This is a genomic window from Streptomyces sp. NPDC087263, from assembly GCF_044744645.1.
GTDB lineage: Bacteria > Actinomycetota > Actinomycetes > Streptomycetales > Streptomycetaceae > Streptomyces.
The window spans coordinates 78,372-94,689 of sequence record NZ_JBIUYT010000011.1 but is presented as its reverse complement, the minus strand read 5'-3'; the positions used below and the strand labels follow the sequence as shown (position 1 = coordinate 94,689).

Sequence of the window (16,318 nt, the reverse complement as noted above, 5' to 3'; positions counted from 1 at the left end):
GCGCCGCCTACCGTGAGCCCGTGATCCGTTCGGTGCGGTACCTCATCAGCGGCGTGCTCGTCGGCGCCCCGCTGCTCGTCGGGATGCTGCTGCTCGGCATCGCCGGAGCCGCGCTGACCCCGGTACTCGTCGGGCTGCCGCTCCTTGCCCTGCTCGCCCTGACCGGCGTACCCGTCGGAGCGCTGGAGCGGCGGCGGCTGCGGCTCATCGACCCGGCGCCGGTGCCCACCCCCCACCGGACCCCGGAGGAGCCCGGCCCCGCCGCCTGGGCCAGGCTCCGGTTCACCGAGCAGGCGACCTGGCGCGAACTCGCGTACGCCGTGCTCCTCGCGGCCGTGCTGTGGCCGCTGGACACGGTGGTGCTGACCGTCGCCCTCGGGATCCCCGGCGCGATGATCGGAACGCCGGTGCAACTGGCCCTCACCGGCGGCGAGACCCGGGCCGTCAAGCTCTGGCTGATCGACACCTACGGGCAGGCGTTCCTGTGCGCCGCGGCCGGCGCCGTCCTCATCCTCGTACTCCTGCGGCCCCTCGTCCGCTACGCCCGTGCCCGCGCCGCCCTCACCCGGCTGCTGCTCGCACCGCGCCGGGCCGAGGGACGGCTCGCCGAGGTGACGAAGTCCCGGGCCCGCCTGGTAGCGGCCTTCGAGGCCGAGCGGCGGCGGATCGAGCGGGATCTGCACGACGGGGCGCAGCAGCGATTGGTGGCGCTGAGCATGAGGCTGGGCCTTGCCCGCCTCGACGCCCCGCCCGCGCTGGCGGGGCGCCTCGCGGAAGCCCACGCGGAGGCGGATCAAGTCCTCGTCGAGCTACGGGAGTTGATCAACGGCATCCATCCACAGGTGCTCGCCGACTACGGGCTCGGCGACGCGATCGCCGACGCCGCCGACCGGTCCGCCGTACCGGTGGAGGTGGACGTGGAGCTGCCGAGGTTCGCCGAACCCGTGGAGTCCGCCGCGTACTTCGCGGTGCGGGAGGCGCTCGCCAACGTGGGCAGGCACAGCGGGGCGGAGCGGGCTCGGGTCCAAGGGCACTACGGGGAAGGGTGGTTGAGGATCGAGGTGCGGGACGACGGAGGTGGGGGAGCCGACCCCCGAGCCGGCTCCGGGCTCACCGGGCTCGCCGACCGGCTGGCCGTTCTCGATGGGACCCTGACGGTCGACAGCCCGCCCGGCGGGCCGACCGTCCTGACGATGGAGATCCCGTGCTGAGAGTCGTGCTCGCCGAGGACAGCGTGCTGTTGCGCGAGGGGCTGGTGGGGCTGCTGAACCGCTTCGGGCACGAGGTCCTCGCGGCGGTCGGCGACGCGGACACCCTCCGCGACGCCGTCTCGGCGCACGCCCCCGACCTTGTCATCACCGACGTACGCATGCCTCCCGGCTTCCAGGACGAGGGCCTGCGCGCCGCGCTCGCCCTGCGCGAGGCGGACCCACGGCTGCCGGTGCTCGTCCTCAGCCAGTACGTCCAGCGCGCGTACGCCGCCGAACTCCTCGACACCGGGGACGGCACCGGCGTCGGCTACCTCCTCAAGGACCGCATCGGCCAGGTCGAGCAGTTCGCGGAGGCGGTGCGGCGGGTCGCCGAGGGGGGCACGGTCGTGGACTCCGAGGTCGTACGACAGTTGCTGCGCCGTCGGCGCGATCCGCTACAGGCGCTGACTCCGCGCGAGCGCGAAGTCCTCGGCCTGGTGGCCGAGGGGAAGTCCAACGGCGCGATCGCCCGCCAACTGGTCGTCACCGAGGCGGCCGTGGGCAAGCACATCGGCAACATCCTGGGAAAGCTGGATCTGCCCCCGGCGCAGGACACGCACCGGCGGGTGCTGGCCGTACTGGCCTATCTACGGGACTAGGGCTAGGGCATGCCCGACCCGCGCGGCGTCCGTGGATCAGTGGGTCCAAGACCGCGCGGCGTCCGTGGATCAGTGGGTCCAAGACCGCGCGGCGTCCGTGGATCCGCAACTCTGTGGACCCGCAACTCTGTGGATCAGCGGCTCTCTGGATCCGCCGCTGCGTGGATCAGCAGCTCTCCGGATCCGTGGATCCAAGCCCCGCAGATCCGTGAGTCCGGGAGGAATCCCCCGAGCTCGACGGGGGGAGGATGCACCCCGACAACCGCGTCGGCGCCGGGCCTCCCCTCATAGGTGGTTGTCATGTGCCTGCCTGCTATGACAACCCTCGACGTCACCTGAAAGGCACTCATGTCCCCCACGCATGACCCCGCACCCGACCCCGCACACGACCCCGCGTACGACCGTCGCCACAGCGACGACCTGCTCACCTTCGTCAGGACCAGCCCCTCGCCGTACCACGTGGTGGCGAGCGCCGCCCAGCGGCTGGAGAAGGCGGGCTTCGAGGGGCTGAGCGAGAGCGACGACTGGGCCGGCGCCGAGGGCGGCCGCTATGTCGTACGGGGTGGCGCGCTGATCGCCTGGTACGTCCCGCACGGCGCCCCGGCCCGCACGCCGTTCCGGATCATCGGCGCGCACACCGACTCGCCGAACCTGCGGATCAAGCCCTCGCCCGACACCAGCTCGGCGGGGTGGCGGCAGATCGCCGTGGAGATCTACGGCGGCGTACCCCTCAACACCTGGCTCGACCGCGACCTCGGCGTCTCGGGGCGGCTGACCCTGCGCGACGGGTCGACCCGGCTGGTCCGCGTCGACAAGCCGCTGCTACGCGTGCCGCAGCTCGCCATCCACCTGGACCGGACCGTGAACGAGGGCCTCGCCCTCGACCGGCAGCGGCACATGACCCCGCTGTGGGGGCTCGGCGGCAGCGAACCGGGCGCGCTGCTCGGCCGGATAGCCGAGGAGGCCGACGCCGGCTCCGCCGAGATCCTCGGCTGGGACCTGATGCTGCACGACATCCAGCCGCCCGGATACCTCGGCGCGGACGAGGAGTTCATCGTCTCCCCGCGTCTGGACAACCTGATCTCGGTGCACGCGGGAGTCACCGCGCTGGTCGCCGCGGCCACCTCCCGGCCGCCCGCGCACATCCCCGTACTCGCCGCCTTCGACCATGAGGAGGTCGGCAGCGGTTCGGAGTCCGGCGCCCAGGGCCCGCTCCTGGAACGGGTCCTCGGCCGTGGTGTCGCGGCGCGCGGCGGCAGCGGCGAGGACTGGAACCGGGCCCTCGCGGGTGCCTTCTGCGTCTCCTCCGACATGTCGCACGCCGTCCACCCCAACTACACCGAGCGCCACGACCCCGACCACCGGCCGCTCCCCAACGGCGGCCCCGTCATCAAGGTCAACGTCAACCAGCGGTACGCCACCGACGGCACCGGCATCGCCGCGTTCGCCGCCGCCTCGGAGCGGGCGGGCGTGCCGTGGCAGCCGTTCGTCTCCAACAACGCCATTCCGTGCGGTACCTCGATCGGACCGATCACCGCGGCCCGCCTCGGCGTCACCACCGTCGACGTGGGCGTACCGGGACTGTCGATGCACTCGGCGCGCGAACTGTGCGGGGCGCGCGACCCGGGGCTGCTCGCCCGGGTGCTCACGGAGTTCGTCACGGCGGACTGAAAACAGCGGACTGAGGACTGAGAACGGCGGACTGAGAACAGCGGACTGAGGACAGCTGATTGAGTCCGCACCCGGCAGATGCCGGACATGCGTGAAAGGCCCCCCACATCGTGGAGGGCCTTCATCAGTTGTGCGCCGCCAGGGACTCGAACCCCGGACCCGCTGATTAAGAGTCAGCTGCTCTAACCAACTGAGCTAGCGGCGCATGACTCTCGCCTCCCGCGCTCGGCGGGCGGCGACAAAAGAAATACTACCTGGTCCGCGCGGGTGCTCCGGACCACCCTCTGACCGGGGAACGCCGCGCTAGAGAGCCATGGAAAGGAGCACCGGGGCCGCCCCGCGGTTCAGCGAGTCCGCCGCCTGGCGGAGCCGGTGCGCGTGCTCGACGGGCAGCGACAGGGCGAGGCAGCCGACGGAGGAGCCCGCCGTGATGGGGACCGCCGCGCAGACCGTGCCGATCGCGTATTCCTGGAGGTCCAGGACCGGGACCGTGGGCGGCTGGGCGCCGAGCCGGGACAGCAGCTGCCGTTCGTTCGTGATGGTGCGCGAGGTGAGGCGGGCCATCCTGTGGCGGGAGAGATGGTCGCGGCGGCCGTCGTGGTCGAGCTGGCCGAGCAGGCTCTTGCCGATCGCGGTGGCGTGGGCGGAGGAACGGAAATCGACCCACTCGTTGACCGCGGGGGTCGCCGGGCCGTCGGCGTACTGGGTGATGTGGATCTCACCGTCGACGTACCGGCTGAGGTAGATCGCGGCGCCGACCGTGTCGCGCAGCCTGTCCATGGTCCGCTGGAGCTGCTCGCGCAGAGCCTGGTCGCGGCCGTGGGCGGAAGTGAGGCGGTCGAGGGCGGCACCGCTGACGTACGCGCCGTCGGTGAGCTGCTCGACGTATCCCTCCCGGCGCAGCATCAGAAGCAGTGCGGGCAGGCGGTCAGCGCTGAGTCCGGTCCGGCGGGCGATCTCGGCGTCGAGGACACCGGTGGAGTGCCGTGACACCGTCTCCAGAACGCGGAGGGCGTCCTGGGCCGAGTGGTACGGCGCGGTCGGCTCGTGCTTCAGCGCCACGGTTTCCCCCTGGCTTTCTGGGCCGTATTTCGGACAGCTGAGCTTCCACCACGATAGCCGTCAAAGCCCTTACTGTGAGCGTCCGTTGACGAGATTGGTGGCGCGCCCCCACCCGCTCAGCAGGAACGCGCCACGCTGGCATATGCCCACGTCATGACACCTGGGGCATGCCCCAGGACCTGGACCTCGCGGCTTCCCGTACGCGATCGTGCTCACTCCCCGCAATCAGAGGACCGCACCGAGGAATTCCCGGGTCCTTTCCTGGCCGGGATCGCTGAAGATCTTCTCCGGCGGACCTGACTCGATGACACGGCCGGAATCGAACATAAGGACCTGGTCCGAGATGTCCCGGGCGAAATTCATCTCGTGGGTCACGCAGAGCATCGTGATGTCCGTGGTGTGGGCGATGTCACGGAGGACATCGAGGACTCCTGCGACCAGTTCCGGGTCGAGCGCGGACGTCACCTCGTCCAGCAGCAGCACCTGCGGGCGCATCGCCAGCGCCCGCGCGATCGCGACGCGCTGCTGCTGGCCGCCGGACAGCTGACCCGGGTGCGCGTCCCACTTGTCGGCGAGACCGACCAGGTCGAGCAGTTCGCGGGCGCGCGCCTCGGCCTCGTCCTTGGACAGCCCGAGGACGGTGACGGGCGCCTCCGTGATGTTCCTGCCCACCGTCATGTTCGGGAACAGGTTGAACTGCTGGAAGACCATCCCGATCTTCTTGCGGACCTCGCGGATCTCCTTCTCCCCGGCCGGGAAGAGCCGCTCCCCGGCCACCGTGATCGTGCCCTCGTCCGGCTGGGTCAGCGTCATCAGCATCCGCAGGATCGTCGTCTTGCCGGAGCCGGAGGGCCCGATCAGCGTGACGTGCTTGCCGGAGGCCACGGAGAAGTCCAGCCCGTCGAGGACGGTGTTGTCCCCGAAGCGCTTGGTGACGTGGTCGAAACGGATCAGCTCGCTGCCGTCCACCGCCGGATTCGCCGCTTCCACGGAATGCGTTTCTTCCACGGGGTCGGTCTCTTTCATGGGATTCGTGTCAGCGGACAAGACGTCGCTCCAAAGCTCGCAGGAGGAGGGAGGCCGGATAGGAGATGAGGATGAAGGCCACACCGATGACCGTCAGAGGCTCGGTGAACTGGAAGTGCTGCTGCGAGAACAGCCGCGCCTCACCGAGCATGTCCAGCACCGTGATCGCCATCAGCAGCGGCGTGTCCTTGAGCATCGAGATGACGTAGTTGCCCAGGGCCGGGACCACCCGCCGGATGGCCTGCGGCAGGATCACCGCCGTCCAGGTGCGCGCCAGGGGCAGGCTGAGCGCCGTGGCCGCCTCCCACTGGCCGGCGGGCACGCCCTCGATACCGGCCCGGTAGACCTGCATCGTGTACGTCGAGTAGTGCAGCCCGATCGCGACGACACCCGTGGTCAGTGCGGAGAACGTGATGTCCCACTCGGGCAGCACGTAGAAGAGGAAGAACAGCTGCACCAGCAGCGGGGTGTTGCGGACGAACTCCGTGACGACCCCGACCGGCCAGCGCACCAGCCTGCTCGGCGTCCGCATCAGCAGCGCCCACACGAGCCCGAGCGCGAAGGAGATCACCGAGCCGAGGGCCAGCGCCTGGAGGGTGACCAGCAGCCCGTCCCAGAAGTGCGGCATGAAGTCGCCGACAGCGCTCCAGTCCCAGGTCATACGGCACCTCCGCCGACTCCGGTGGTCTCGGCCCGCCGCAGCTCACGCCGGGTCACGCCACGTGCCGGCGCCTTCCCGATCCCGGCCTTCAGCCGCTTCTCCAGCCCGCGCATGATCCGGGTGAGGAGGAAGGCGATCACGAAATAGATCAGCAGGATGTACGAGTAGATCTCCGCGCTCTCCTGCAGGGCCAGCCGCACCAGGTTGCCGCTGAACGCCAGATCGCCCATCCCCATGATCGAGACCAGGGCCGTGCCCTTGAGGAGCTCGATCAGCAGATTGCAGAAGGAGGGGATCATCTCGGGTATCGCCTGCGGCAGCAGGATCAGCCGCATCCGCTGCCAGGGCGTGAAGCTGAGCGCGACCCCGCCCTCGCGTTGCGCGGGATCGACCGCGTTCAGCGCGCCGCGCACGATCTCACTGCCGTACGCCCCGTACGTCAGCCCCAGCGCGAGCGTGCCCGCCCACATCGGCACGAGCTGCCAGCCGAAGGCCAGCGGCAGCACGAAGTACACCCAGAAGATCATGATCAGTGCGGAGGTACCGCGGAACACCTCGGTGTAGAAGCCCGCGAGGAAGCGGACGACCCACCGCCGGTGCGTGCGCGCGATGCCCACGACGAAGGAGACGGCACCGGCCAACAGGGCGCTGAAGAACAGCAGTTGGACGGTGACCCAGACTCCCTTGAGTACGAGTTCCCAGAGTCCCGAGGTCATCCGCGGCACAACTCCTTCGCGGTCATGTCGGTCATCTCGGCCTTGGTGAAACCGAAGGGCTGAAGGATGCGGAACAACTCACCGCTGGCCTTCAGCTTCTTCAGCTCCACGTTGAAGGCGTCCCGCAGCTTCGTCTCGGCCGGCCGGAACGCGAAGCCGCCGCCGTCCACGTGCGGCTTGCCGCCCACCAGCGGCGCGAAGGCCTTGGTGCTCTCGGCCTTGGAGGACTTCTTCACCGTTTCACGCGCGGCCAGCGCGGTCCCCGCGAAGACGTCGGCGCGGCCCGCCTCGACGGCGTTCAGCCCGGCGACCTGATCCGGCACGATCAGGATGTCGCTCTCCTTGTACCCGGCCTCGACGGCGAACTGGATGTCGGCGTAACCGGTCCCGGTCGCGAACTTGGCCCCGGCCTCGACGACGTCCTGGTAGTTGTGCAGGTTCTTCGGGTTGCCCTTGCGCACGATGAACGCGTCGAGCATCTGATAGTCCGGGTCGGAGAAGATGACCTGCGCACAGCGCTCGGGGTTGATGTACATCCCGGCGGACACGACATCGAAGGTCTGCGCCTGCAGCCCGGGGATCAGCGAGCCGAACTCGATCGGCACCGGCTGGACGCGATCCACCCCCAGCCGCTTGAAGATGACCTTCGCGAGCTCCGGCGCCTCACCGGTCAGCTCGCCGTTCGTGTCGATGTAGCCGAACGGGATCTCACCGGCGATACCAAGCCGTACGACACCCTGCGCCCTCAGCCGGTCGAGCAGCTCACCGCCGCCCGCGCCGGAGGCCGTGGCGACCCGGCTGCAGCCGGCCGCGCCCAGCGCCCCGACGGCACCGATCGCGGAAGCACCGGCGAGCAGAGCCCGCCGGCTCGGCCTTCGTCCCTGTCTGTCCTTCGCGTCTTTCCCAAGTGGTGGAGCCATGGCCGCGCGGCTACCCGAGTCGATACGACTTATGCGGATCGATTTCAGCCCCGTACGGCTCCCTGCGTCCCGGACGCCCCCTTGACCGCGGCGGGACCATGGAATGCATGACCGATCGCGATACCGCACGGCACATCGAAATCTCCCTGGTCAAGCGGGGAGTCCACTGCACGGCGAAACTGCTCGACGACCGCGCGCCGATCACCTGCGCCGCGGTGTGGGACGCCCTCCCGCTGAGCGGCGACGTCTACCACGCGAAGTACGCGCGCAACGAGATCTACGCCCTGTTCCCGCCCTTCGCACCTGCCGAACCACCCCTGGAGAACCCGACAGTCACCCCCATACCGGGTGATTTGTGCTATTTCGCCTTCGCGGGTACCGAGCTGGGCACGAAGGCGTACGGCTACGAAGCCGGCGTACGCCCCGGCACCACCGTCGTCGACCTCGCCCTCTTCTACGAGCGCAACAACCTGCTGCTCAACGGCGACGTCGGCTGGGTGCCGGGCATCGTCTGGGGCCAGGTGACCGAGGGCCTCGACGCGATGGCCGAGGCCTGCAACGACCTGTGGCGCTCCGGGGCGCTGGGGGAGACGCTCAGCTTCCGGCGGGCCGAGCGTTAGGCGAGTTCGGGAGCGGGGACTCCCGCAGCGCCCGCCGTGTACAGCGCGTGCGCCGTCCGCAGGACGAGGTCGTCGCGGTGGCGGGCGGCCACGATCTGGAGGCCCACCGGAAGTCCGTCGCCGTCCACGCCGACCGGGACCGTCGCCGCGGGCTGCTGGGTGAGGTTGAAGGGGTACGTGAAGGGGGTCCAGCCCGTCCAGCGGCGGTGGCCCGACCGGGCGGGGACCTCGACGCCCGCCTCGAAGGCGGTCAGCGGGAGCGTCGGCGTGACCAGGATGTCGTACGACTCGTGGAAGAGGCCCATCCGCCGGCCCAGGTCCATGCGGACGTCCACCGCGGCGAGGTACTCCAGCGCGTTGTGGCGGGCGCCGAGATCGCGGATCTCACGGAGGCCGGGATCGAGCAACTCCCGCTGGTGAGGCCCGAAATGCTGGGTCAGGCGGGCCGCGCCGGAGAACCAGAGCGTGTGGAAGGCGTCCACCGGATCGGTGAAGTCGGGGTCGGCCTCCGAGACATGGGCGCCGAGCCCCGCGAGCCGCTCCACCGCCCGCCGTACCGCCGCCGCGACGGCCGGCTGGACCGCGACCTGCCCGCCGAGCGAGGCCGAGTACGCGACCCGCAGCCCCCGCACCCCACCCTCCAGCGCGTCCACGAAGGAGCCGTTCACCGGCCCGAGCGCCGACCAGTCACGCGCGTCGGGCCCGCTGATCACATCCATCATCAGCGCGGCGTCGGCGGCGTCCCGGGTCAACGGCCCCACATGCGCCAGCGTCCCGAACGCGCTCGCCGGATACAGCGGCACCCTGCCGTACGTCGGTTTCAGCGCGAAGATCCCACAGAAGGCGGCCGGGATACGGACACTGCCGCCCCCGTCCGTGCCGAGGGACAGGGGGCCCGCGCCCAGCGCCACGGCCGCCGCGCTCCCGCCGCTTGAGCCGCCCGCGGTGCGTGAGACGTCGTACGGATTGCGTGTCACACCGGAGAGCGGCGAGTCCGTGACGCCCTTCCAGCCGAACTCGGGTGTCGTCGTCCTGCCGAGGAAGACGCCGCCGTGTTCGCGCAGTCGGGCGACGGACGGTGCGTCCTCGTCCCAACTGCCCTGCGGATCCGTGTTCCTGGAGCCACGCAGGGTCGGGCCACCGCGCAGCAGGAAGATGTCCTTGACCGTGACCGGGACGCCGTCGAGGAGGCCCGCGGGCTCACCACGCCGCCACCGCTGCGTCGACTCCCCTGCCTGTGCGAGCGCTTCGTCCGTGTCGAGCCGGACGAACGCGTTCACCGCGGCCTGGATTCGACCGGCCCGGTCCAGGGTCGCGCGGGTGACGTCCACGGGGCTGAATTCGCCCTTGCGATAGCCGTCGACGAGTTGCACGGCGGTCAGCTCGGTGAGTTCCGACATCGGCCCCTCCAAAGGGAGTACAGCAGGGTGGGTGGGGACGGGAGTTCAGTGACCGGGTACGTACCCGCGCTTCTTGTCGACGACGTTCGCCAAGGGCTTCCCCGCCTCCCAGCGCTCGAACAACTCCACGAACTGGGTGCCGAGTTCATCACGCCAGCCGATCGTGTCCCCGCTCATGTGGGGCGACACGATCAGCCCGGGCACCTCCCACAACGGGCTCTCCGGACCAAGCGGTTCGTGCTGGAAGACATCCAGTGCGGCCCCGGCGATCCACCGCTTCGACAGCGCCTCGACGAGTGCGTCCTCGACGACGAGTTGCCCGCGTCCGACGTTGATGAACCGGGCCGACGGCTGCATCATCCCGAAGCGCCGCGCGTCGAACATGCCGTGCGTGGCCTCGGTGAGCGGCGCCGCGGAGACCACCCAGTCGGCGCGCGCCATCAGCCGGTCCAGCTCATCGGGTCCGTGGATACCGGTGCGCGGGGTGCGCCCCACCAGAGCCGTGGTGATGCCAAGTGCCTTGAGGGACTTGACGATCGCCCGCCCGATCGGACCGGAACCCACCACGCACGCGCGGGTGCCCGCCACCCGCTGCGACTCCCGGTGCCGCCACTCCCGCCGCCGTTGCAGGTCCCAGGTACTCGGCAGGTCCTTGGCCATCGCGAGGACCAGTGCGGCGACGTACTCCGCGATCGGCTGGTCGAAGACTCCGCGCGCGTTGGTCACCACGGTGTCGGACGCGGCGAGTTCGGGGCACATCAGATGGTCGACCCCGGCGCTCGCGGTGTGCACCCAGCGCGGCCGTGGACCTGCACCGGGCCAGGCATGGCGCACGGCGTGCGAGCTGAAGTCCCAGACGAGCAGCACATCGGCCGCTGGCAGTCGGTCGGCCAGCGTGGACGCGTCGGCGTGCTCGATCCGCACCCGCCCGGTGAGCTTGCCGAGGCGGGGGAGCGGTTCGGCGTCGAGGACAAGCAGAGTCGTATCGGGCATCGTCGGGAAACCGTTTCGCAATACGGGTCCGCTTCTCTGAAGGGGTGCTCCTCCGCGGAGGAGCTTCTCCTGCTTCTCCGTGAAGGCGCTTTGCTGAGGAGTTGCTTTGCTGAGGAGTTGCCTCGCCAAGAGTGAAGGTGGGCCGTAGCCGTCTGAGATGCGCGGATTGACCACGCTCGCACCCGAACCTACCTTCGTCAACACGGACCCGCTCATGGTCCGTTGCTCACCCGTTTCCCTTTGTGAGGCCGGTGCCTGCCATGGACGTCTCCTTTCTCGGCGGACCCCTTCCGCAACGCGGCGTCGGCGTCGTAGCCCCCTTCGATTTCGCCCTCGACCGCGAGCTGTGGCGCTGGGTCCCGGACGATGTCTCGCTGCACCTGACCCGTACCCCGTTCGTGCCGGTCGAGGTCAGCCTCGACCTGGCCCGCCTGGTCTCCGAGCACGAGACGCTCGGCGACGCGGTGCGCGCGCTGAACGCGGTCGCGCCCGAGATCATCGCTTACGCGTGCACCTCGGGCAGTTTCGTCGGCGGTGTCGCGGGCGAGCGGGCGATGTGCGAGGCGATGACACGGGCCGGCGCGGTCCCCTCGCTCACCACCTCGGGCGCCCTGCTCGAAGCGCTGGACGAGCTGGGCGCCCGCCGTATCGCGCTCGTCACCCCCTACACCGTCTCGGTCACCCAGTCCCTGGAGGAGTACCTCGCGGAAGCGGGCATCATCGTCACCGGCCGCGCCTACATGGGCCTGACCAGCCATATCTGGAAGGTCCCGTACCGCGAGGTGGTCGACATGGCCCGCGCAAGCGTCCGGGACTCCGCCGACGCGCTCTTCATCAGCTGCACCAACCTTCCGACGTACGACGTCATCCCCCAGCTGGAGGCCGAACTGCGGATCCCGGTGATCTCGGCCAACCAGGTCACGATGTGGGCAGCCCTGCGGCATCTGGGTACCCGAGCCGTGGGCCCCTATCAGGCGCTGCTGGACGAATCAGCTCGTAGGGGGCCCGTACTGCCGGAACAGAACCCGCAGGAAGGTTGGGCATGACCACACTGGGATTCCTCTACCCGGGCCATTCGGCCGAGGACGACTACCCGCGCATGGAGCAGCTGCTCGGCAGCGACATCCGGCTCTCCCTCGTCCACACCGACATCGGCGAGGACGCGCACCGCGTGGACGCGCTCCTGGAAATGGGCTCGCAGGACCGGCTCGTGGCGGGCATCGAGGAGCTGCGCCTGTCGGGCGCCGAGGCGGTGGTGTGGGCCTGCACCAGCGGCAGCTTCGTGTACGGCTGGGAGGGCGCCCACGAGCAGGTCCGCGCCCTCGCGCGAGCGGCAGGGCTGCCTGCCTCCTCCACGTCGTTCGCCTTCGCGCACGCGGTGCCGGAGCTGGGGGTTCGGCGGGTCGCGATCGCGGCGACCTATCCCGACGACGTGACCGCGCTCTTCGCCGCGTTCCTGAAGGACGCCGGGGTCGATGTGGTCGCGGTGCGCGCCTCCGGGATCGTCACCGCCGCGGAGGTCGGCACCTGGGGCGAGGCCGAGACCCTCGCCCTCGCCCGCGCCGCCGACCACCCCGACGCGGACGCGATCCTCCTCCCCGACACGGCCCTCCACACCGCGTCCTTCCTCCCGGCCCTGGAGAAGGAACTCGGCAAACCCGTCCTCACCGCGAACCAGGTCACCGTCTGGGAGGCCCTACGCCTGACCGACCGCCGCGTGAACGCGCCCGAGCTGGGGGAACTGTTCACGAGGGAGCGGCGGGTGCAGGTGTGAGGGGTGGGTTTTTTCGCCCCCTTTGCCCCTTGTTCTCGCCCCCTCCGCCCCAGACCCCGCTCCACGGGGTTCAACCCGTCCGGCGTTTGAGGACGAGGCCGCTCAGGCCGACAGCGGGGGTCTGGGGGCGCAGCCCCCAGGTACGGGACGGGTAGGGGCGGAGGGGGGCGAAAACAGCTCCACCCCAGCACCCACCCGGGCCGCCCGGGAATAAACGGAGACACCCTCCTGTTCGTAAACCGCGGACGACGCAACGTACGAAAACAGGAGGCACCCCCGGTGAACGAGACGGACGAGATCCGCGGCATGGCACAGGGCACCGCCCCGGTCCCCCTCTCCGTACTGGACCTGGTCACAGTCGGCGCGGGCCACACAGCGACCGAAGCCCTCCAGACCAGCGTCAAGATCTCCCGCCTCGCGGAATCCCGCGGCTACCACCGCTACTGGGTGGCCGAACACCACTCCATGCCGGGCGTGGCATCCTCGTCCCCCGCCGTGATCCTCGCCCACCTGGCAGCCCACACGACCCGCATCCGCCTCGGCTCGGGCGGCGTCATGCTCCCCAACCACGCCCCCTTGGTCATCGCGGAACAGTTCGGCACCCTGGAGGCGATGGCCCCGGGCCGAGTGGACCTGGGCCTGGGCAGGGCCCCCGGCACGGACGGCGCGACCGCCGCGGCCCTCCGCCGCACCGAGCGCCTGCACGAAGGCGCCGACGACTTCCCCGAACAGCTCGCGGAGCTGATCCGCTTCCTGGACGACAGCTTCCCCTCCGGCCACCCCTACGCCCGCATCCACGCGGTCCCGGGCCCGATCCAGTCGACCTCCCCCGGCGGAGTCCAGTCCCCGCACCGCCCCGTGATCTGGCTCCTCGGCTCCTCCGGCTTCAGCGCCCGGCTGGCCGGAACCCTCGGCCTCCCCTTCGCCTTCGCGCACCACTTCTCGGCCCAGAACACGATCCCGGCGCTGGACCTCTACCGCGAGTCCTTCCGCCCGAGCGCCGTCCTGGACGCCCCGTACGCGCTCATCGGCGTCTCCGCCCTCGCCACGGACGACGAGCAGGAAGCCCGTCGGCAGGTGCTCGCCGCCGCACTGAACATGGTCCGCCTGCGCACCGGCCGCCCCGGCCTGGTCCCGACGCCTGAAGAGGCCGCGGCCTACGAATTCAGCCCCATGGAGCGGGATTTCATCGCCTCCTGGAACGCCAACGTCATCCACGGCACCGCCGACGAGGTCCGCGCCGGCCTCGACGACCTCCAGAAGCGCACGGGCGCGGACGAGTTGATGCTCACGTCCCACGCCCACACCGGTGACGTACGGCTGCGCTCGTACGAACTGATCGCGGACGCCTACGGGTTGCCGGGAGCCTGAACCCGCTGCTCAGACCTGACCGCAGGTCGCCGCCGCCTCCAGCAGCGCGGAGATACGATCCGGCGCCACCGGCCGTGAGTACAGCCACCCCTGCCCGGTGTCGCAGCCGATACCGCGCAGGCGGGAGGCCTGGGAGGCGGTTTCCACACATTCGGCGGTGACCGTCAGACCGAGCCGGTGGGCGAGTTGGATGAGGGCCTCGACGATGACCTCGTCGGCGGGGTTGGGGTGGGCGTCGGTGCCGTCGCGGCTCTCGTACTGGAAGCCCCGTACGAAGGCGCCGTCCAGCTTGAGCACCGACACCGGGAGCCGGCTGAGGTACGCCAGGTTCGAGTACCCGGTGCCGAAGTCGTCGATGGCGATGCGTACGCCCATGTCGCTGAGGGCCTGCAGGGCCTGGAGGGGACGGCCCGCCGAGCCCATCACCGCGGACTCGGTGAGCTCCAACTGGAGGAGTTGCGGCGGGAGTCCGGTCTCCGCCAGGATCTCCGCCACGTCCGCGACCAGGTCGGAGTCCCAGACCTGACGCACCGCCACATTCACACTGACGAAGATCGCTGCGGCGTCCGGGTGGTCCAACTGCCAACGGCGGGCCTGTCGGCAGGCGGTGGCGAGGACCCAGCGGCCGAGCTGCACGATCGAGCCGTCCTCCTCGGCCAGTCCGATGAACCGATTCGGCGTGAGCATTCCGAACTGGGGGTGGTTCCAGCGGACGAGCGCCTCGACTCCGCGCACGCTGCCGTCCTCCATGCCCACCAACGGCTGGTACTCCAGGGTGAATTCACCGCGCTCGACGGCGGCGCGGAGGGTGGAGGAGAGGGCCTGGCGAGTCATCCGGTGCGCGTTGCGTTCCGGGTCGAAGAGGGTCCAGCGGCCCTTGCCGTCCGCCTTCGCCCAGTACAGCGTGGTGTCCGCGGCCTGCATCAGCCCGGTCGCCGAGGTCCCGGCGGCCCGGCGTTCGACGACACCGATGGACGCGGAGACGGAGAGCCGCTGGCCGGAGAGGTCGAAGGGCGCCTGCAGTGACTTGAGGACGGATTCGGCGAGGTCGGCCAACTGCTCCGTTCCCGTGGAGTCCTCGACGAGCAGCGCGAACTCGTCACCTCCCAGTCTCGCCACCAGGGGAGTGGTCGCCCGTGCGTGGCCCGCCTCCTCCGCGCAGCGCGTGAGGCGTTCCGCGACGGCGGCGAGGAGCCGGTCCCCGACCCGGTGGCCGAGGGTGTCGTTGACCGCCTTGAACCCGTCCAGATCCAGATAGCAGAGCCCGATCCGGCCGGTGCCGCCCTCCTCGTACGCCTCCGCCTCAAGCGCGGCCGTCAGGCGCTCGAAGAACAGGGTGCGGTTGGGCAGCCGGGTCACCGCGTCGTGCATCTGCAAGTGCCGTAGCCGGGCCTGGAGTTCACGCCGGGCGCTGATGTCGGAGACGGAGAGCAGCACCGCCCGCTCCTGGGCGGGCAGCGGCGAGACCGTCACCTGGACCCAGAGCGAGTGCCCGTCGGGGTGCTTGAGCCGACGCGTGCAGCGCAGCCTGGCCTGCCGGCCGCGCAGCACCTCGCGGTACGCGTGCCAGGTGCGGGCGTCGGACGCCAGATCCACCAGGTCGGAGGCGATCTGTCCGGCGAGGGCGTCGGAGTCGCTGCCGAGCAGCGTGCCCAGCGACTCGTTCGCCGTGACGACCAGGCCGTCGCGGCCGACGACCGCCATCGCGAGGGGCGCGGTGGCGAACGCGGCCTGGAAGGCACGGGATGACGCCGCGTCAGGAGGCGTCTCGGAGGGGTCGGATGCGACGGCAGGCGTCTCGGAGGGGGCAGGTGTGCCAGGAGACGTTTCGGTGGGGACGGATGCGACGGGAGGTGTCCCGGGTGATGCGGAGGGGCCGGGAGGTGGCCCGGCGGGCGTACGGGGAGAATGGTTGATGTGACGCTCTGTGACGGCCGACCGGACGAAGTCTGCCGCGGGCGCCTGCCCTTCGGACGTTCCGCTCACCGCTCGCTCCCGCAGTGCACTCGTTCTTCGTATGGGTCTCTAGGGTGGTCGGCCGGTGATGGGCGGCCGCACAAGCCGTGTCCGTGCAGGAAAGTGTGCCGATCATAGAGGCTGGCCCCGGGGAGTCGCAGCCACTGTCCAGTGTCCCGGAACAACCACCCGTTCTGACAGATCGTTTCTGCCTGCATCTGGACGGGTTCCTTCCTCCTCCGATCGCATGTGACGTTCCGTGAGTGTTCGGGGTGTCGCCCTCTCCTGCCCTCTCACCC

The 16,318-nt window shown here is 70.3% G+C and carries 15 protein-coding genes and 1 tRNA gene; 7 read left to right on the top strand and 9 right to left on the bottom strand.

Features of this window, described 5'->3' with window-relative positions:
- The first annotated feature begins 20 nt into the window (after positions 1 to 20).
- The 3 genes from ACIPC1_RS31645 (at position 21) to ACIPC1_RS31635 (ending at position 3,520) form a co-directional block, all read left to right on the top strand.
- Positions 21 to 1,211 (top strand): sensor histidine kinase, encoded by a 1,191-nt coding sequence (locus ACIPC1_RS31645; protein ID WP_402523155.1) that lies wholly within the window; start codon positions 21 to 23, stop codon positions 1,209 to 1,211.
- A gap of 5 nt (positions 1,212 to 1,216) precedes the next feature.
- Positions 1,217 to 1,849: a response regulator gene (locus ACIPC1_RS31640; protein WP_384376119.1), complete on the top strand. Its 633-nt coding sequence runs from the start codon at positions 1,217 to 1,219 to the stop codon at positions 1,847 to 1,849.
- A gap of 348 nt (positions 1,850 to 2,197) precedes the next feature.
- Positions 2,198 to 3,520 carry a M18 family aminopeptidase gene (locus tag ACIPC1_RS31635; RefSeq protein WP_402523152.1) on the top strand — a complete coding sequence of 441 codons (1,323 nt, stop codon included), beginning with the start codon at positions 2,198 to 2,200 and terminating at the stop codon, positions 3,518 to 3,520.
- A 131-nt stretch (positions 3,521 to 3,651) separates the two neighbouring features.
- Here ACIPC1_RS31635 and ACIPC1_RS31630 read toward each other — a convergent pair.
- From ACIPC1_RS31630 to ehuB, 6 genes are all read right to left on the bottom strand, one after another.
- Positions 3,652 to 3,725, bottom strand: a tRNA-Lys gene (locus ACIPC1_RS31630).
- Between the two features lie 98 nt (positions 3,726 to 3,823).
- Positions 3,824 to 4,582 (bottom strand): IclR family transcriptional regulator, encoded by a 759-nt coding sequence (locus ACIPC1_RS31625; RefSeq protein WP_402523150.1) that lies wholly within the window; start codon positions 4,580 to 4,582, stop codon positions 3,824 to 3,826.
- Positions 4,583 to 4,807: 225 nt separating this feature from the next.
- Positions 4,808 to 5,629, bottom strand: coding sequence for an ectoine/hydroxyectoine ABC transporter ATP-binding protein EhuA (gene ehuA, locus ACIPC1_RS31620; protein ID WP_402523148.1), 822 nt, complete (start codon positions 5,627 to 5,629; stop codon positions 4,808 to 4,810).
- Entirely contained in the window at positions 5,619 to 6,269 is a 651-nt protein-coding gene (ehuD, locus tag ACIPC1_RS31615; protein ID WP_402523145.1) for an ectoine/hydroxyectoine ABC transporter permease subunit EhuD, read from the bottom strand. Before ehuD ends, ehuA begins: the two co-directional genes overlap by 11 nt.
- A complete protein-coding gene (ehuC, locus tag ACIPC1_RS31610; protein ID WP_402523143.1) occupies positions 6,266 to 6,985 on the bottom strand; it encodes an ectoine/hydroxyectoine ABC transporter permease subunit EhuC in 720 nt (239 codons plus the stop codon). Before ehuC ends, ehuD begins: the two co-directional genes overlap by 4 nt.
- A complete protein-coding gene (gene ehuB, locus ACIPC1_RS31605; RefSeq protein WP_402523140.1) occupies positions 6,982 to 7,905 on the bottom strand; it encodes an ectoine/hydroxyectoine ABC transporter substrate-binding protein EhuB in 924 nt (307 codons plus the stop codon). The genes ehuC and ehuB overlap by 4 nt, the downstream gene beginning before the upstream one ends.
- Positions 7,906 to 8,012: 107 nt before the next feature.
- Between ehuB and ACIPC1_RS31600 the strand changes: the two genes are divergently transcribed.
- Positions 8,013 to 8,525 (top strand): DUF3830 family protein, encoded by a 513-nt coding sequence (locus ACIPC1_RS31600; protein ID WP_384375841.1) that lies wholly within the window; start codon positions 8,013 to 8,015, stop codon positions 8,523 to 8,525.
- Here the strand turns inward: ACIPC1_RS31600 and ACIPC1_RS31595 are convergent.
- Both ACIPC1_RS31595 and ACIPC1_RS31590 read right to left on the bottom strand, forming a co-directional pair.
- The gene (locus ACIPC1_RS31595) at positions 8,522 to 9,925 is read right to left on the bottom strand and encodes an amidase (RefSeq protein WP_402523136.1); all 1,404 of its coding nucleotides are present in this window, start codon (positions 9,923 to 9,925) and stop codon (positions 8,522 to 8,524) included. The two genes, ACIPC1_RS31600 and ACIPC1_RS31595, sit on opposite strands and share 4 nt — an antisense overlap.
- Positions 9,926 to 9,970: 45 nt before the next feature.
- Positions 9,971 to 10,918 carry a D-2-hydroxyacid dehydrogenase gene (locus tag ACIPC1_RS31590; RefSeq protein WP_402523134.1) on the bottom strand — a complete coding sequence of 316 codons (948 nt, stop codon included), beginning with the start codon at positions 10,916 to 10,918 and terminating at the stop codon, positions 9,971 to 9,973.
- Between the two features lie 260 nt (positions 10,919 to 11,178).
- On the opposite strand from ACIPC1_RS31590, the gene ACIPC1_RS31585 reads away from it, so the two are divergent.
- The 3 genes from ACIPC1_RS31585 to ACIPC1_RS31575 all read left to right on the top strand — a co-directional run bounded on the left by ACIPC1_RS31585 (position 11,179) and on the right by ACIPC1_RS31575 (position 14,063).
- A complete protein-coding gene (locus ACIPC1_RS31585) occupies positions 11,179 to 11,964 on the top strand; it encodes an aspartate/glutamate racemase family protein (protein ID WP_402523132.1) in 786 nt (261 codons plus the stop codon).
- Entirely contained in the window at positions 11,961 to 12,692 is a 732-nt protein-coding gene (locus ACIPC1_RS31580; protein ID WP_402523130.1) for an aspartate/glutamate racemase family protein, read from the top strand. The genes ACIPC1_RS31585 and ACIPC1_RS31580 overlap by 4 nt, the downstream gene beginning before the upstream one ends.
- Positions 12,693 to 12,998: 306 nt before the next feature.
- Entirely contained in the window at positions 12,999 to 14,063 is a 1,065-nt protein-coding gene (locus tag ACIPC1_RS31575; RefSeq protein WP_402523529.1) for an LLM class flavin-dependent oxidoreductase, read from the top strand.
- Between the two features lie 9 nt (positions 14,064 to 14,072).
- Here the strand turns inward: ACIPC1_RS31575 and ACIPC1_RS31570 are convergent, their stop codons facing one another.
- Positions 14,073 to 16,049 carry a putative bifunctional diguanylate cyclase/phosphodiesterase gene (locus ACIPC1_RS31570; protein ID WP_402523128.1) on the bottom strand — a complete coding sequence of 659 codons (1,977 nt, stop codon included), beginning with the start codon at positions 16,047 to 16,049 and terminating at the stop codon, positions 14,073 to 14,075.
- Positions 16,050 to 16,318: the final 269 nt, after the last annotated feature.

Bases quoted from the DNA above. Each gene is read 5' to 3' on its own strand.
- ACIPC1_RS31635 (WP_402523152.1), top strand. From the start codon at position 2,198: ATGTCCCCCACGCATGACCCCGCACCCGACCCCGCACACGACCCCGCG.
- ehuD (WP_402523145.1), bottom strand. From the start codon at position 6,269: ATGACCTGGGACTGGAGCGCTGTCGGCGACTTCATGCCGCACTTCTGG.
- ehuC (WP_402523143.1), bottom strand. From the start codon at position 6,985: ATGACCTCGGGACTCTGGGAACTCGTACTCAAGGGAGTCTGGGTCACC.
- ehuB (WP_402523140.1), bottom strand. From the start codon at position 7,905: ATGGCTCCACCACTTGGGAAAGACGCGAAGGACAGACAGGGACGAAGG.
- ACIPC1_RS31600 (WP_384375841.1), top strand. From the start codon at position 8,013: ATGACCGATCGCGATACCGCACGGCACATCGAAATCTCCCTGGTCAAG.
- ACIPC1_RS31595 (WP_402523136.1), bottom strand. From the start codon at position 9,925: ATGTCGGAACTCACCGAGCTGACCGCCGTGCAACTCGTCGACGGCTAT.
- ACIPC1_RS31590 (WP_402523134.1), bottom strand. From the start codon at position 10,918: ATGCCCGATACGACTCTGCTTGTCCTCGACGCCGAACCGCTCCCCCGC.
- ACIPC1_RS31585 (WP_402523132.1), top strand. From the start codon at position 11,179: ATGGACGTCTCCTTTCTCGGCGGACCCCTTCCGCAACGCGGCGTCGGC.
- ACIPC1_RS31580 (WP_402523130.1), top strand. From the start codon at position 11,961: ATGACCACACTGGGATTCCTCTACCCGGGCCATTCGGCCGAGGACGAC.
- ACIPC1_RS31575 (WP_402523529.1), top strand. From the start codon at position 12,999: ATGGCACAGGGCACCGCCCCGGTCCCCCTCTCCGTACTGGACCTGGTC.